This window comes from Qingrenia yutianensis, from assembly GCF_014385105.1.
Taxonomy (GTDB): domain Bacteria; phylum Bacillota; class Clostridia; order UMGS1810; family UMGS1810; genus Qingrenia; species Qingrenia yutianensis.
Genome location: NZ_JACRTE010000013.1, coordinates 1 through 14,367, shown reverse-complemented (window position 1 = coordinate 14,367; position 14,367 = coordinate 1). Strand labels below are relative to the sequence as shown.

Sequence of the window (14,367 nt, the reverse complement as noted above, 5' to 3'; positions counted from 1 at the left end):
CACCGATTGGTGTAAATTTGGTGTAAAGAGGTAAATTTATTCGGTTTGGAAAGTCCCGAAACCCGCATAAATACTGGGGTTTTCTTACTTGTCGTTCGGTAAGGACTTCATTGTCGGGAACAGGAGAACGTCGCGGATTGCGGCGGAATCTGTAAGGAGCATACACATTCTGTCGATACCGAAACCGATACCGCCCGTGGGTGCCATACCGATTTCAAGTGCGCGCATAAAGTCCTCATCGGTAGTGTTTGCCTCTTCGTCGCCTTGCGCGAGAAGTTCCTCCTGCGCCTTAAATCTTTCGCGCTGGTCAATCGGGTCGTTGAGCTCTGAATACGCATTCGCCATTTCCCAGCCATTCATAAAGAACTCAAATCTTTCAACGTATTCGGGATTTTCCGGTTTTTTCTTCGTAAGAGGTGAAATCTCAACCGGGTGGTCCATAACAAATGTCGGCTGAACAAGGTGCTCTTCAACATATTCTTCAAAGAAAAGGTTCAAAATATCGCCTTTTTTATGATGTTCTTCATATTCGAGATGATGCTCGTCCGCAACCTTTCTTGCGTCGTCAAGCGTCTTGATTTCGTTAAAATCAACGTCCGCGTACTTTTTAACCGCGTCAACCATCGTAATTCTTTCAAACGGCTTGCCGAGGTCCATTTCAATGCCGTTATACACAATTTTTGTTGTGCCGAGAACTTCATTTGCAACGTGGCGGTACAAATTCTCTGTCAAATCCATCATACCGTGATAATCCGTATATGCCTGATAAAGTTCCATAAGCGTAAATTCGGGGTTGTGACGGGTGTCAAGTCCCTCGTTTCTGAAAACTCTGCCGATTTCGTAAACTCTTTCAAGACCGCCGACGATAAGGCGTTTCAAATAAAGTTCAAGCGAGATACGGAGTTTGAAATCTTCGTCAAGCGCGTTAAAATGCGTTTCAAACGGACGCGCCGCCGCACCGCCCGCGTTGGACACGAGCATAGGGGTTTCAACCTCCAAAAAGCCTTGACCGTCGAGGTATCTGCGGATTGACGAAATGATTTTTGAACGTTTTATAAACGTATCTTTAACGTCACTGTTCATAATAAGGTCGACATAACGCTGACGGTAGCGCATATCGGTGTTTGTCATTCCATGGAATTTTTCGGGGAGGGGGAGAAGTGATTTTGACAAAAGAGTGATTTTGTCAACGCGCACCGAAATTTCGCCCGTTTGTGTGGTGAAAACTTCGCCCGCCGCGCCGATAATATCGCCTATATCAAGCTTTTTGAAATGCGCATATTCGTCCTCGCCGAGTATGTCTTTTTTAACAAAAAGCTGAATTTGTCCTTCCTTGTCCGAAATATGAACAAATCCAACCTTGCCCATACCTCTTTTTGACATAATTCTGCCTGCAACGCAAACTCTTTCGCCGTTAAGCGGAGAAATCTTTGCGGTTACGTGTTTCTGTTCGCCGCGCACCTCTACAGTGCGTTCCTCGGTGGTGTAACCCTCCGAAATATCGCTCGACGAATGGGTGCGGTCGAATTTTGTGATGACAAAAGGATCTCTGCCTTCGTCTTTAAGCTCTTTAAGTTTGTCGTGGCGCACCTGTATAATTTCGTTTAATTCCATTTCGGGCTGGTTGTTCTGATTGCTCATATCAATGTATCCTTCCGTAAAAATTAGTCTTTTTCAATCTTCAAAACTTTGAGTTTCACAATTCCGTCGGGCGTTTCAACGTCAACGGTTTCGTCGGCTTTGGCGCCCAAAAGAGCAATGCCGACGGGTGATTTGTCGGAAATTTTGTTTTCTATCGGATTTGCCTCCATAGAGCCGACAATGCTGTAAACAACTTCTTCTTCAAATTCCTCGTCGTAAACGGTAACCTTTGAACCGATGCTCACCGTGTCGGAGGGAATGTTTGTTTCGTCGATAACAACCGCGTTTTCAAGGATTTTTTTAAGCTCGGCAATTCTTGTTTCCATTTTTGCCTGCTCCTCTTTTGCTGCGGTGTATTCCGCATTTTCGGATAAGTCGCCGAATCCGCGCGCAATTTTTATGCGCTCTGCAATCTCTTTTCGTTTTTCAACTTTTAAATACTCAAACTCCTCTTCGATTTTTTTGTAACCGTTGGGAGTAAGAACCGTCTGTGAAGTTTTGCTCATAAAAAACCTCTCCTTTAACTATATATAAATTTTCGTTGTATTAAAAACTAAAATGTTAACTCAAACATCTATTATACAAAATTTTTTTAAAAATGTCAACTGTTACATCTCGTGGCGCAGTTCAATCGCCTTTGTGATGGTCACATCATCGGCATATTCAAGGTCGCCGCCGACGGGTATTCCCGACGCGATGCGCGTAACCTTAATTCCGAGCGGTTTTATAAGGCGCGCAAGATACATTGCCGTTGCTTCGCCTTCAATGCTGGGGTTTGTGGCGAGAATTACTTCTTTTATACGCTCGTCCTTTAAACGCAGAATAAGCTCTTTGATTTTGAGCATATCGGGCGTCACGTCGTCCATAGGCGAAATTGCACCGTGCAGAACGTGGTAAAGACCGAAATATTCGCGTGTTTTTTCAAGCGCAATAACGTCTTTCGGCGTTTCCATAACGCAGATTGTGCTTCGGTCGCGCTTTTCATTGGAGCAGATGTCACACGGGTCGGTTTCGGTTAAATTCTGGCAAATCGAGCAGTATTTTATTTTTTCTTTCGCATTTTTGATTGTTTCGATAATTTCGTCTGCCTCGCCGTTTGACATTGAAACAATGTTGAACGCAAGACGGACTGCCGATTTATGACCTATTCCCGGCATTTTTTTAAACATATCAATAAGCCTTGAGAGCGAATTTGAATAAAGCATATTTTCAAAAATCCTCCTTTAAAAACGGAACGTTTTTCACCGAAAATTCGCGCCCGTTTAAATAGGACAAAATATTTTCGTCCGAAAATTCAAATTTGATTTTATAAGAATAAAGCGCCTGATGATTGAGGCGGAATTTTTTGTTTATTTCGTTTGAACCGTACTTTCCGTCGCCGATGAGCGCGTGCCCGATATGTGCAAAATGCGCCCTTATCTGGTGTGTTCTGCCGGTTATAAGTTCAACCTCAACAAGTGACGTGTTTTTGCGCTCCTCCAAAACCGTGTACTTGGTTTTTATCGGTTTTGCGCCTTTTTTTTCACTGTCGTAAACATAAACGGTGTTTTTCCTGGAGTCTTTGAAAAGATACCCCGTCAAAAGTCCGCTTTTTTTGTCTAAATGCCCCGAAACAAGGCAAAGATAAAATTTTTTTATCTCGCGGTTTTTGATTTTTTCGTTTATAACCTTGAGCGCCTCGGCATTTTTTGCGGCAATCACAATACCGCCGGTGTTGCGGTCGATGCGGTTGCAAAGGGCAGGGGAGAACGAATTTTCCTCTTTGGGATTGTATTCGCCTTTTTGGTAAAGATACGCTTTTATGTGGTTAATCAGCGTGTTTTTCTGCTCCGATTTGTCCTCGTGCACCACCATACCGAATTCCTTGTCGGCAAGAAGAATGTTTTCGTCCTCATATAATATGTTAAGACGCGGAGTAATATTCAAAAACGAATTGCTTTCGCCGTCATCAAAAAATTCGTCGTTTATGTAGAGCGAAAGAACGTCACCCTCGCACAGCCGGTAGGCAATATCGCACTTTTTGCCGTTGACTTTCACTCTTTTTTTGCGTATATATTTGTAAATCGCGCTTTGGGGCATATTTTTGAAAAATTTGGTCAAAAATTTGTCCAGACGCTGATTTGCGTCGTTTTTGTTTACGGTTACGTTTCTCATTAAAAGCCTTTCTTAAGTTAAACTTTTTATTTTGCGGTGTTTGAGCAGTAAACGGTCTTTTCAGACGTGAAAAAGTCCTCCGAAATCTCGAAAATATCGCTCAGTCCCTTTTGTTTGTCAAATCCCGTTATAACGCGCACAACCCTTTTTCCGTCGGTGCCGTAGCCGATTTTGTCGATTTCGGTGTCGCTCATAAGTCCGAATTCGTTTGCAAGCCGATACACAAGGCAAACGCCGTCTTTTGCTGCGAGATGAGCGTTTTTGTCAAGTGTGCGGAACGGAATTTTTAAGTTTTTGAAAAGTTCTGCAATTTCAACCGACGGCACGGGTTCGCCGTCTTTAAATCCCGAGCCGTCGTAAATCGGCGACGACATAATGTAGTCGGGATTTATCTGTCCGATTATGTTTTTCACCGCGCAGAAAATATCGTTTTTATCGCTTTTACCGTCAAAAAATTTCTCCGACAAAGAATTTGCAAAATTTTTATCGCTTTCGGAAAAAATATTGCCGTCTTTAAGCGTGCATTTTGAGCAGGGAATGCCCAAAACGTCGGTTTTTTCTTTTTCGTATTCAATGTTTTTTGCGTCATAAATGTCGCATAGCGCAGAAAACAATGCTTCTGCGCTTACGCCCGAAAATAAGTCGAAATATAAAATTTTCATTTTATTCCTTCTTTAATTACTCTTCTTATTTTTAATTTCCTCGATTTTTGCCCTCACCATATCGTGTGTAACGGTGGACAGAAATTTCTCTTTCATTTCCAGCGCATTGTTAAGTTCGCAGAGTGCGTCGTCATATTCGCCGAGCGCGTCCAAAACCAGTGCAAAGTTGTAATACGGCTCGATAAACTGCGGGTCTTTGTTCAAAATATCCACATACATATCGTGCGATTTTTCTATGTCGCCGAGAAGAAAATAATTCTGTGCCAGATTGTCGGCAATTATAAGGTCGTCCGAGTTGTAGTCGTATGCCTCTTTGTTTACTTCAAGTGCCTTTTCATACTGCCCGTCAAGGTCGTACCAATATCCCAAAACGCCGTACAGAGCCGTGGTTTTGTAACCGTTGTCGTAAAGCGATTGAGCGTCGGCAAGTGCGCCCTTTAAGTCGCCCGATTTCCACTTTACAAGCGTTTTGTTAAGATGCACATTGTTTATGTCGGTTTCGGTGAGTGCTTTTTTGTTTTGCGACAAAATTTCGTCGAATTTTTTGTCGCTTTCTTCAAGTCTGCCGTCGCGCAAAAGAAGATACGAATAGTAAAGCGCGGTCTGCGGTTTCATTTTGCCTGTTTTGTATGCTTTTTCAAAAAGGTCAAATGCTTTTTGCTTGTCTTTTTTGAATTTAAACGTTGCCATAAGCGACAAAATGCTTGCGCGCTTTGCAATGTATATCGCCGCGAGAATTGCCAAGAATGCAATAACCGCGTAAACTGCACCGAACTTTGACGCGCAGGTGAGTATCACAAAAAACAGAACAAGGTATAAAATCGGTTTTAAAAACGATTTTAACGACGGTGTCTGCATCTAAATCACTTCCTAAATTAAAAGTCTGCGTTTTTAACCGTTCTCGGAAAAGACGATACGTCGCGGATATTTGAAATACCTGTCATATACATAATGATACGTTCAAATCCCAAGCCGAAGCCTGCGTGTTTTGTACCGCCGTATTTGCGCAAATCAAGATACCAGCTGTAATCGTCGGGGTTCATACCGAGCTCTTTCATACGGTTTACAAGCTTGTCATAATCTTCTTCCCTCTGGCTTCCGCCGATGATCTCGCCGACGCCGGGAACGAGTAAATCCATAGCCGCAACGGTCTTTCCGTCGTCGTTCTGTTTCATATAGAAAGCTTTTATGTCCTTCGGATAATCTGTTACGAACACGGGCTTTTTGAACACTTCCTCGGTGATGTATCTTTCATGCTCGGTCTGAAGGTCGATACCCCATTTTACGGGATAGTCGAACTTTTTACCGCTCTTTAAAAGAAGGTCAACCGCCTCGGTGTAGGTAACGTGCGCAAAGTCGCTTGTTACAATGTTGTTAAGCCTGTCAAGCAAGCCTTTGTCTATGAAATTCGAGAAAAACGCAAATTCTTCGGGTGCATTTTCAAGGCAGAAATTGATGATATATTTAATCATATCCTCCGCAAGTTCCATATCGTCTTTAAGGTCGGCAAACGCGATTTCGGGCTCAATCATCCAAAATTCCGCCGCGTGACGGGGAGTGTTTGAGTTTTCCGCTCTGAACGTCGGACCGAAAGTGTAAACGTTGCGGAATGCGAGCGCGTATGTTTCACATTCAAGCTGACCGCTTACGGTGAGGTTTGTGGACTTTCCGAAAAAGTCTTTGGAATAGTCAACGTTTCCGTTTTCGTCTTTCGGAACATTCTCCAAATCGAGTGTTGTAAGACGGAACATTTCGCCCGCGCCCTCTGCGTCGGACGACGTGATGATAGGTGTATGAACATATACAAATCCTCTTTCCTGGAAGAATTTGTGGATTGCATATGCCGCAAGCGAGCGTATTCTGAACACTGCCGAGAAAGTGTTTGTTCTCGGTCTTAAATGCGCGATTGTTCTTAAATATTCAAGCGAATGGCGCTTTTTCTGAAGCGGAAAATCGGGTGTGGAAAGTCCTTCGACAACAACTTTTTCAGCTTTTATTTCAAACGGCTGTTTTGCCTCGGGAGTAAGCACGAGTTTACCTGTAACGTATATACTGCTTCCGATGTTAAGATGTGCGATTTCGTCAAAATTAGCGAGATTTTCTTTCTCAAAAACCACCTGTATGTTTTTGAAAAACGTGCCGTCGTTAAGCTCAATAAAGCCGAAAACGTTGGACGCGCGCACGCTCCTTATCCAGCCTGCAACGCAGATTTCCTTGTCTGCGTATTTTTCTGTTTCTCTAAAAATTTTCTTGATTTCAATACCTTTCATATTCTTCCTCCGTTAATTGTTAAACCAAAATTTTTTGTCCAGACTTCTGTAACGTATCGCCTCGGCGATGTGATTGGGTTTTATGTTTTCGCTTGCGTCAAGGTCGGCGATGGTGCGCGCAACCTTTATTATACGCGAATGTGCCCTTGCCGATAAGCCGAGTTTTTCAAAAACGTTCCGCAAAAGCGTTTTGCAGTTTTCGTCCAGCGGACAGTAAACATCGAGAGATGCCGCCGAAAGAGATGCGTTTGAAAAAATCTTTTCGTTTTTGTAGCGTTCAAGCTGAATGCTGCGCGCTCTGTTTACGCGCTCGCGTATAACCGCACTGCTTTCTGCTTTTTCGCTGCTTTCAAGCTCGGAATATTTGACAGTCGGAACTTCAACGTGAATGTCAAAACGGTCGAGCATAGGACCTGAAATTTTGCTTAAATATTTTTGTATCTGCCCCGGAAGGCAGGTGCATTTTCGTGAAGTATCGCCGTAGTAACCGCATTTGCACGGGTTCATACTTGCGATAAGCATTGTTTCGCTGGGAAACGTGAAACTGCCTGCAACGCGTCCGACGGTGAAATATCCGTCCTCCAAGGGCTGGCGCAGAGAATCAATCGTTTCTTTGCGAAATTCCGGAAATTCGTCAAGGAACAAAACTCCCCTGTGCGCAAGGCTTATTTCGCCCGGTTTGGGAACAGCCCCTCCGCCGGTGATTGCCTGCGGTGATATTGTATGATGCGGACTGCGGAACGGACGCGATTTCATAATCGGTGTGTTGGGCGGAAGTTTTCCGGCAATGGAATAAATTTTTGTAACCTCCAGCGCCTCGGAAAAGGTGATGCTCGGAAGAATGGAAACAAGCCTTTTTGCAAGCATTGTTTTTCCCGAACCCGGCGCGCCTATCATAATTAAGTTATGACCGCCTGCCGCCGCAACTTCAAGTGCGCGTTTTGCCGCCGCCTGACCTTTAACGTCCGCAAAATCGTCGATATAATCTATCTGTTCGTTAAAGAATTCGTCAAGATTAACCGTCACTTTTTCAAGTTTTTCCCCGCCCGACAAATGCCTTGCAACCTCGGTGAGGTTTTTTGCGCCGTAAACGTTTAATCCGTCCACAACAGCCGCCTCAAAAGCGTTGTCCGACGGAACGATGATGTTGTTTACGCCGTGTTCTTTCGCCGCCAGCGCCATAGGCAAAACGCCGTTTACACTGCGCAGGCTTCCGTCCAGTGAAAGCTCGCCGATAAGTGCATAATCGTCAATATCGTCCGCTGTAAGCTGACCCGACGAAATCAGAATTGCCGCCGTAATGGGGAGGTCGAAATAAGCGCCCTCTTTTTTTGTATGGGCAGGTGCAAGGTTAACTATGATTTTTTTCTGCGGATAAGAGAATTCGCAGTTTTTAACCGCCGCTTTTACTCTTTCCTTCGACTCCTTTACCGCCGTGTCGGGAAGTCCCACGATATCCATAGACGGTATGCCGTTTGACATATCGACCTCGACGGTGACAATATAGCCGTCAATGCCCGAAATGGCACAGCTGTTGACTTTAGAAATCATTTGTTCACCCCGTTTTTGCAAATAAACATTATATATCATAATATAATAACACACATTAAAAAAAATTTCCATAGTTTTTTGAAAATTTTTTTATTTTCGGCAAAATAATGTGCAAAAGCGCTTTGTTTGTGGGATTGTACCATTATTTATACAGCTTTTTTGTGAATAAAAACAATGAAATAATGCTTGCAAGAAATGTCAAATTATGTTATACTAAAGCGTAATGCTTTATTACTTTTACATTGTTAAATATTTAACAATGTAAGAATTGCATATATCAGAGTACATATTTCAAGGAGGTAAAATCAAATGAGTGAAAAAAAGACTCCCGCTTTTAAAGGCACAAAAGAGCAGGAGAGCGAGCTTTTGAAAGTTATCGAAAAGTATAAGGGTACAGAGGGTGCGCTTATTCCCACACTTCACGAAGCTCAGGAAATTTACGGATATCTGCCCGTTGAAGTTCAGCAGATTATCTCGGACGGCCTTGGCATTTCTATGGCTGAAATCTACGGTGTTGTAACTTTCTACACACAGTTCACCACAAACCCGAAGGGCAGATACAAAATCGCAGTCTGTCTTGGTACGGCGTGCTATGTAAAAGGTTCGGGCGACATTTTAGAAAAAATTATGGAAAAACTCGGCATCGGTGTAGGCGAATGCAGTGAGGACGGAAAATATTCGCTTGATGCTACACGCTGTATCGGTGCGTGCGGTCTTGCACCCGTTATGACTGTTAACGACGATGTTTACGGCAGACTTGTTCCCGACGATGTTGAGGGCATTTTGGCTAAATACGTTGACTGATCGGGAGCCTGATTATAATGGTTGAAATTTCTTTGCATATTCTCGATATTGTTCAAAATTCAATCAAGGCGGAGGCAACCGAAATAGGAATTTCGGTTGTTGAGGACACGAAAAAAAATCTTCTTGCGGTTGAAATTACCGATAACGGAAAGGGTATGAGCGAGGAGTTTGTAAAAAACGTGACCGACCCGTTTGTTACAATGAGGAAAACAAGAAAAGTGGGGCTTGGTCTGTCGCTTTTTAAATCGGCGGCGGAGCTTACCGGCGGCGGTCTTGAAATACAGTCGAAGCTCGGCGAGGGAACAAAGGTTACCGCAACCTTTGTGTACGACAGCATCGACCGTATGCCTCTCGGGGATACGGCGTTTACAATGGTGACGCTCGTATCGTGCAATCCCGATATTGATTTTGTTTACACGCATACGTATAACGGCAAAAGCTTTGAATTTTCCACAAAAAAAATAAAAGAAGTTTTAAACGGAGTTTTTATAGGCGAGCAGGACGTTTTGCACTGGATTGAAGAATACATTGCGGACGGACTTTGCGAAATCAAAAAATAAATTTTTAGGCAGAAAGGAAGTTGAATATGAAAACACTTGAAGAGCTTGCTGCAATCAGAAACAAAATGAAAGGCGACGTTACCTTAAGAAACGAAGGCGACGACAAAATAAGAATAGTTGTAGGTATGGCTACCTGCGGTATCGCCGCAGGCGCACGTCCGGTTATGAAAACCCTTATGGAAGAAATAGAAAAAAGACAGATTAAAAACGCTTACGTTACACAGACAGGCTGTATCGGTCTTTGCAAACTTGAGCCTATCGTTGAGGTTTATATGGACAACGGCGAAAAAATTACATACGCTAAAGTTGACAGCGAAAAAGCAGTAAGAATTATTAACGAAACTGTTGTTAACGGCAAGGTTATAAACGAATTTACCGTTGGCGCATATGAAAAATAAGGAGGAGTAAACTAATGAAATTGGCAAGAGCTCACGTCCTTGTGTGCGGCGGTACAGGCTGTACATCATCGGGAAGTGAAAAAATTATTGACGCACTTAATAAAAATCTTGAAAAATACAATCTTACCGACGAAATCAACGTTATCAAAACCGGCTGTTTCGGTCTTTGTGCGCTCGGTCCCGTTATGATTGTTTATCCCGAAGGCTGTTTCTACAGTATGGTTAAACCCGAAGATATTGAAGAAATCGTTTCGGAGCATCTCTTGAAAGGAAGAATTGTTAAAAGACTTCTTTATCAGGAAACAGTTCACGAGGACAATATCAAATCGCTCAACGACGTTGACTTTTATAAAAAACAAAAAAGGGTTGCGCTTCGCAACTGCGGTGTTATCAACCCTGAAAATATCGAGGAATATATCGGCGTAAACGGTTACAGTGCGCTCGGTAAAGTTTTAACCTCTATGAAACCGCAGGAGGTTATAGATGAAATTTTGAAATCCGGCTTGAGAGGCAGAGGCGGCGGCGGATTCCCCACCGGCTTGAAATGGAGCTTTGCCGCTAAATCGGTTGACGATCAGAAATATGTTGCCTGTAACGCGGACGAGGGCGACCCCGGTGCGTTTATGGACAGATCTATCCTTGAGGGCGACCCCCACTCGGTAATCGAGGCTATGGCTATCGCAGGCTATGCAATCGGCGCTACCGAGGGTTATATTTACATCAGAGCGGAGTATCCTATCGCCGTTGCACGACTTCAGATTGCTATCGAGCAGGCGAAAGAATACGGTATGCTCGGCAAAAACATCTTTGATTCGGGCTTTGACTTTGATTTGCATATCCGTCTCGGCGCAGGTGCGTTTGTATGCGGTGAGGAAACAGCGCTTATGACTTCTATCGAAGGTCACAGAGGCGAACCGCGTCCGCGTCCGCCTTTCCCCGCGGTTAAAGGTCTTTTCGGCAAACCGACCGTTTTGAACAACGTTGAAACATATGCAAACATTCCCGTTATCATCAATGAGGGCGCGGAGGAATTTGCAAAAATCGGCACCGAAAAAAGCAAAGGTACAAAAGTTTTCGCTGTCGGCGGAAAAATTCACAATACAGGTCTTGTTGAAATTCCGATGGGTACAACACTTCGCGAAATCGTTTACGAAATCGGCGGAGGTATCCCCAACGGCAAAAAATTCAAAGCGGCACAGACGGGAGGTCCTTCGGGCGGTTGTATCCCGGCGCAGTATCTCGATATTCCGATTGACTACGATTCTCTCATCAGCATCGGCTCTATGATGGGTTCGGGCGGACTTATCGTTATGGACGAGGACACCTGTATGGTTGATATTGCAAAATTCTTCCTCGCGTTCACGGTTGACGAGTCGTGCGGTAAATGCGCACCCTGCCGTATCGGTACAAAGAGAATGTACGAAATTCTCGACAAAATCACAAAAGGCAACGGTACTCTCGACGATATTAAAAACCTCAAAGAGCTTTGCTACAACGTAAAAGAGTCGGCTCTCTGCGGTCTTGGTCAGACGGCGCCCAACCCGATACTCAGCACGTTAAGATATTTTGAGGACGAATATATTGCTCACGTTGTCGACAAAAAATGTCCCGCGGGCGTATGTAAAGACCTAGTTACATATTCGATTGACCCCGAAAAGTGTAAGGGCTGCAGTCTTTGCTCGAGAAAATGTCCCGTCGGCGCAATTTCGGGCGAAATCAAGAGTCCGTTTGTTATCGACACAACTAAATGTATTAAATGCGGCGTTTGTGCTGATACCTGCAAATTCGGCGCGGTAGTGAAATAAGGAAGGGAGAGTGTTATAAATGGTAAATATTAAAATCAACGGCAAGCCTGTTGAAGTTCAGGAAGGCAAAACAATTCTGGAGGCTGCAAGAGAAAACAACATTCACATTCCTACTCTTTGCTACTTAAAGGATTTAAACCAAATCGGTGCGTGCAGAATGTGTCTTGTTGAAATAAAAGGCGCAAGAGCGCTTCAGGCGGCGTGTGTATATCCTGTAAGCGAGGGACTTGAAATTTATACAAATTCCGCAAAGGTGAGAAATGCAAGAAAAGCTACTTTGGAGCTTATCTTGTCAAACCACGAAAGAAAATGTCTTACCTGTATAAGAAACAGAAACTGCGAACTTCAGAAACTCTGTGAGGAGCTTGGCATTGAAGATATAAGATACGAGGGCAAAAACATTGAGTATGAACTTGATACTTCATCGCCATCACTTGTAAGAGATAACAACAAATGTATCCTTTGCAGACGCTGTGTTGCGGCTTGTAAAAATCAGGGCATTTCGGTTATCGACTGCGTAGAGCGCGGATTTAACACACATATTGCTCCGTATTTTGAAAAACCGATTAACGACGCGGCTTGTATCTACTGCGGACAGTGTATCGTAGCATGTCCCGTTGGCGCACTCTATGAGAAAAACGATATTCCTCAGGTTAACGAAGCTATCGACGACAGCGAAAAACACGTTGTTGTTCAGGTTGCTCCGGCGGTAAGAGCGGCGCTCGGTGAAGAATTCGGCTTGCCTATCGGCACACCCGTAACGGGAAAAATGGTTGCAGCGCTCAAACGCCTCGGCTTTGACAAAGTGTTTGACACCGATACCGGTGCGGACCTCACAATTATGGAGGAGGGCACAGAGTTTATCGAAAGATTTACAAAAGGCGAAAATCTTCCGATAATCACATCTTGCTCACCGGGCTGGGTTAAATACTGCGAACACAACTATCCCGAATTTTTGCCCAACCTTTCCACCTGTAAATCGCCTATGGAAATGTTCGGCGCGGTTATAAAATCGTATTATGCGGAAAAAGAGGGCATAAACAAAGATAAAATCTTCTCGGTTGCTGTTATGCCGTGTACTTCAAAGAAATTTGAGGCAAGCAGAAGTGAGCATACAACAAGCGGCGGACGCGATATAGACGTTTCGCTCACAACAAGAGAGCTTGCAAGAATGATTAAACAGGCAGGTATCGACTTTGTTAACCTTCCCGACGAGCAGTTTGACACTCCGTTCGGCGAGGCAACGGGCGCAGGCGTTATCTTCGGTACAACCGGCGGTGTTATGGAGGCGGCAATCCGTACAGTTTATGAAATTCTCGAGAAAAAACCGCTTGACGATCTCGACGTTAAAGCAGTCCGCGGTCTTGACGGCGTAAAAGAGGCTACTCTTAAAATCGCAGGCAAGGACGTTAAAGTTGCAATCGTTCACGGAACGAAAAACGCTAAAACTATTCTTGAAAAAATCAAAAACGGCGAAAAATACGACTTCATTGAGATTATGGCTTGCCCGGGCGGATGTATCCATGGCGGCGGTCAGCCTATCGTTGACGCACGCGTTAAGGCCGACGTTGATGTTAAGGCTAAAAGAGCCGAGGCGCTCTACTCGGAGGACAGAAACGCTAAAATGAGAAAATCTCACGAGAACCCCGTAATCATAAAGCTTTACGAGGAATTCTTCGGCGAGCCTTGCGGTCATAAATCGCACGAGCTTTTGCACACACATTATGTGGACAGAAGCGACATCAGAGCGTAAGTAATTTAATAAAATTTTAAAAATAACGTGTCTTTTTCAAAAGGCACGTTATTTTTTTGGAAAAAATTGATTTTTTAAATTTGTTATTAAAACAAAAAAACTCCTAATAATAAAAATAAGAAAAAATTTTGGGAGTGAACAAATTGGTTAAAGCAAGCTATACAATAAAAAACGAAGAGGGACTTCACGCTCGCCCGGCAACTGATTTTTGCAAAACGGCAGGACAGTTTGAAAGTGATATAACAGTTATAAAAGACGGTGAAGAATTTGAGGCAAAAAGCATACTGATGGTGCTTTGTATGGGTGCGGTAAAGGGAGATACAATCGAGCTTGTTGTAAACGGCAAGGACGAAAACGAGGCGCTTGACGCGCTGATAAAAACTCTTGACGAGGAGTAAAAAGATTTTATTATGTGAGGTGCAAACGCGGAGATAAACGATTGTTTTATCTTCGCGTTTGTTGTATAAAGAAAACCACGCGATAGTCGCGTGGTTCAAAAAAGGTTAACCGATGAACAAAAATCCTTCTATGTGTTATAATAAGATTGACCTGTCAGTCAATAATAAAAACACATAGGAGGATTTTATCTATGAAAAAAGAAAATAGATATAAACAGTTTAGCACATACAAAATGGAATTGCAAGTATCACGGGTATTTCCCCGATTTTGTGTAAACTCCAAAATGATAATATAATTTAAGTGTTTTTCGAAGGATGAAATCCATATTTCGGGATTTCATCCTTCAGCTCATATATAGCATAAAAGCACA

The 14,367-nt window shown here is 43.5% G+C and carries 14 protein-coding genes; 6 read left to right on the top strand and 8 right to left on the bottom strand.

Going from position 1 to position 14,367, the window contains the following annotated elements:
- Positions 1-84 precede the first annotated feature (84 nt).
- The 8 genes from lysS to H8706_RS09275 form a co-directional block, all read right to left on the bottom strand.
- Positions 85-1,641: a lysine--tRNA ligase gene (gene lysS / locus H8706_RS09310; RefSeq protein WP_394354555.1), complete on the bottom strand. Its 1,557-nt coding sequence runs from the start codon at positions 1,639-1,641 to the stop codon at positions 85-87.
- Positions 1,642-1,664: 23 nt separating this feature from the next.
- Positions 1,665-2,147, bottom strand: coding sequence for a transcription elongation factor GreA (gene greA, locus H8706_RS09305; protein WP_262432416.1), 483 nt, complete (start codon positions 2,145-2,147; stop codon positions 1,665-1,667).
- Between the two features lie 102 nt (positions 2,148-2,249).
- The gene (recR, locus tag H8706_RS09300; protein WP_262432415.1) at positions 2,250-2,846 is read right to left on the bottom strand and encodes a recombination mediator RecR; all 597 of its coding nucleotides are present in this window, start codon (positions 2,844-2,846) and stop codon (positions 2,250-2,252) included.
- A 4-nt stretch (positions 2,847-2,850) separates the two neighbouring features.
- A complete protein-coding gene (locus H8706_RS09295; RefSeq protein ID WP_262432414.1) occupies positions 2,851-3,795 on the bottom strand; it encodes an RluA family pseudouridine synthase in 945 nt (314 codons plus the stop codon).
- Between the two features lie 26 nt (positions 3,796-3,821).
- Positions 3,822-4,457: a nickel insertion protein gene (gene larC, locus H8706_RS09290; RefSeq protein ID WP_262432413.1), complete on the bottom strand. Its 636-nt coding sequence runs from the start codon at positions 4,455-4,457 to the stop codon at positions 3,822-3,824.
- 12 nt (positions 4,458-4,469) lie between these two features.
- A complete protein-coding gene (locus H8706_RS09285; RefSeq protein ID WP_262432412.1) occupies positions 4,470-5,315 on the bottom strand; it encodes a tetratricopeptide repeat protein in 846 nt (281 codons plus the stop codon).
- A gap of 17 nt (positions 5,316-5,332) precedes the next feature.
- Complete coding sequence (asnS, locus tag H8706_RS09280) at positions 5,333-6,727, bottom strand: asparagine--tRNA ligase (RefSeq protein ID WP_262432411.1); 1,395 nt, start codon at positions 6,725-6,727, stop codon at positions 5,333-5,335.
- A 12-nt stretch (positions 6,728-6,739) separates the two neighbouring features.
- Entirely contained in the window at positions 6,740-8,278 is a 1,539-nt protein-coding gene (locus H8706_RS09275) for a YifB family Mg chelatase-like AAA ATPase (RefSeq protein WP_262432410.1), read from the bottom strand.
- 309 nt (positions 8,279-8,587) lie between these two features.
- Here H8706_RS09275 and H8706_RS09270 point away from each other — a divergent pair, with 309 nt between their 5' ends.
- From H8706_RS09270 to H8706_RS09245, 6 genes are all read left to right on the top strand, one after another.
- On the top strand, positions 8,588-9,082 hold the full coding sequence (locus H8706_RS09270) for an NADH-quinone oxidoreductase subunit NuoE family protein (protein WP_262432409.1): 495 nt from the start codon (positions 8,588-8,590) through the stop codon (positions 9,080-9,082).
- A 17-nt stretch (positions 9,083-9,099) separates the two neighbouring features.
- Positions 9,100-9,642 (top strand): sensor histidine kinase, encoded by a 543-nt coding sequence (locus H8706_RS09265; RefSeq protein WP_262432408.1) that lies wholly within the window; start codon positions 9,100-9,102, stop codon positions 9,640-9,642.
- Positions 9,643-9,668: 26 nt separating this feature from the next.
- Positions 9,669-10,040 carry a (2Fe-2S) ferredoxin domain-containing protein gene (locus H8706_RS09260; protein WP_262432407.1) on the top strand — a complete coding sequence of 124 codons (372 nt, stop codon included), beginning with the start codon at positions 9,669-9,671 and terminating at the stop codon, positions 10,038-10,040.
- Positions 10,041-10,054: 14 nt separating this feature from the next.
- The gene (nuoF, locus tag H8706_RS09255; protein WP_449421273.1) at positions 10,055-11,845 is read left to right on the top strand and encodes an NADH-quinone oxidoreductase subunit NuoF; all 1,791 of its coding nucleotides are present in this window, start codon (positions 10,055-10,057) and stop codon (positions 11,843-11,845) included.
- A 19-nt stretch (positions 11,846-11,864) separates the two neighbouring features.
- Positions 11,865-13,598, top strand: a complete 1,734-nt coding sequence (locus H8706_RS09250) for an NADH-dependent [FeFe] hydrogenase, group A6 (protein ID WP_262432406.1) — start codon at positions 11,865-11,867, stop codon at positions 13,596-13,598.
- A 143-nt stretch (positions 13,599-13,741) separates the two neighbouring features.
- Positions 13,742-13,996 (top strand): HPr family phosphocarrier protein, encoded by a 255-nt coding sequence (locus H8706_RS09245; protein ID WP_262432405.1) that lies wholly within the window; start codon positions 13,742-13,744, stop codon positions 13,994-13,996.
- The last annotated feature ends 371 nt before the right edge of the window (positions 13,997-14,367 follow it).

Excerpts from the sequence above, each read along its gene's own strand:
- lysS (WP_394354555.1), bottom strand. The coding sequence starts at position 1,641 with ATGAGCAATCAGAACAACCAGCCCGAAATGGAATTAAACGAAATTATA.
- greA (WP_262432416.1), bottom strand. The coding sequence starts at position 2,147 with ATGAGCAAAACTTCACAGACGGTTCTTACTCCCAACGGTTACAAAAAA.
- recR (WP_262432415.1), bottom strand. The coding sequence starts at position 2,846 with ATGCTTTATTCAAATTCGCTCTCAAGGCTTATTGATATGTTTAAAAAA.
- H8706_RS09295 (WP_262432414.1), bottom strand. The coding sequence starts at position 3,795 with ATGAGAAACGTAACCGTAAACAAAAACGACGCAAATCAGCGTCTGGAC.
- larC (WP_262432413.1), bottom strand. The coding sequence starts at position 4,457 with ATGAAAATTTTATATTTCGACTTATTTTCGGGCGTAAGCGCAGAAGCA.
- H8706_RS09285 (WP_262432412.1), bottom strand. The coding sequence starts at position 5,315 with ATGCAGACACCGTCGTTAAAATCGTTTTTAAAACCGATTTTATACCTT.
- asnS (WP_262432411.1), bottom strand. The coding sequence starts at position 6,727 with ATGAAAGGTATTGAAATCAAGAAAATTTTTAGAGAAACAGAAAAATAC.
- H8706_RS09275 (WP_262432410.1), bottom strand. The coding sequence starts at position 8,278 with ATGATTTCTAAAGTCAACAGCTGTGCCATTTCGGGCATTGACGGCTAT.
- H8706_RS09270 (WP_262432409.1), top strand. The coding sequence starts at position 8,588 with ATGAGTGAAAAAAAGACTCCCGCTTTTAAAGGCACAAAAGAGCAGGAG.
- H8706_RS09265 (WP_262432408.1), top strand. The coding sequence starts at position 9,100 with ATGGTTGAAATTTCTTTGCATATTCTCGATATTGTTCAAAATTCAATC.
- H8706_RS09260 (WP_262432407.1), top strand. The coding sequence starts at position 9,669 with ATGAAAACACTTGAAGAGCTTGCTGCAATCAGAAACAAAATGAAAGGC.
- nuoF (WP_449421273.1), top strand. The coding sequence starts at position 10,055 with ATGAAATTGGCAAGAGCTCACGTCCTTGTGTGCGGCGGTACAGGCTGT.
- H8706_RS09250 (WP_262432406.1), top strand. The coding sequence starts at position 11,865 with ATGGTAAATATTAAAATCAACGGCAAGCCTGTTGAAGTTCAGGAAGGC.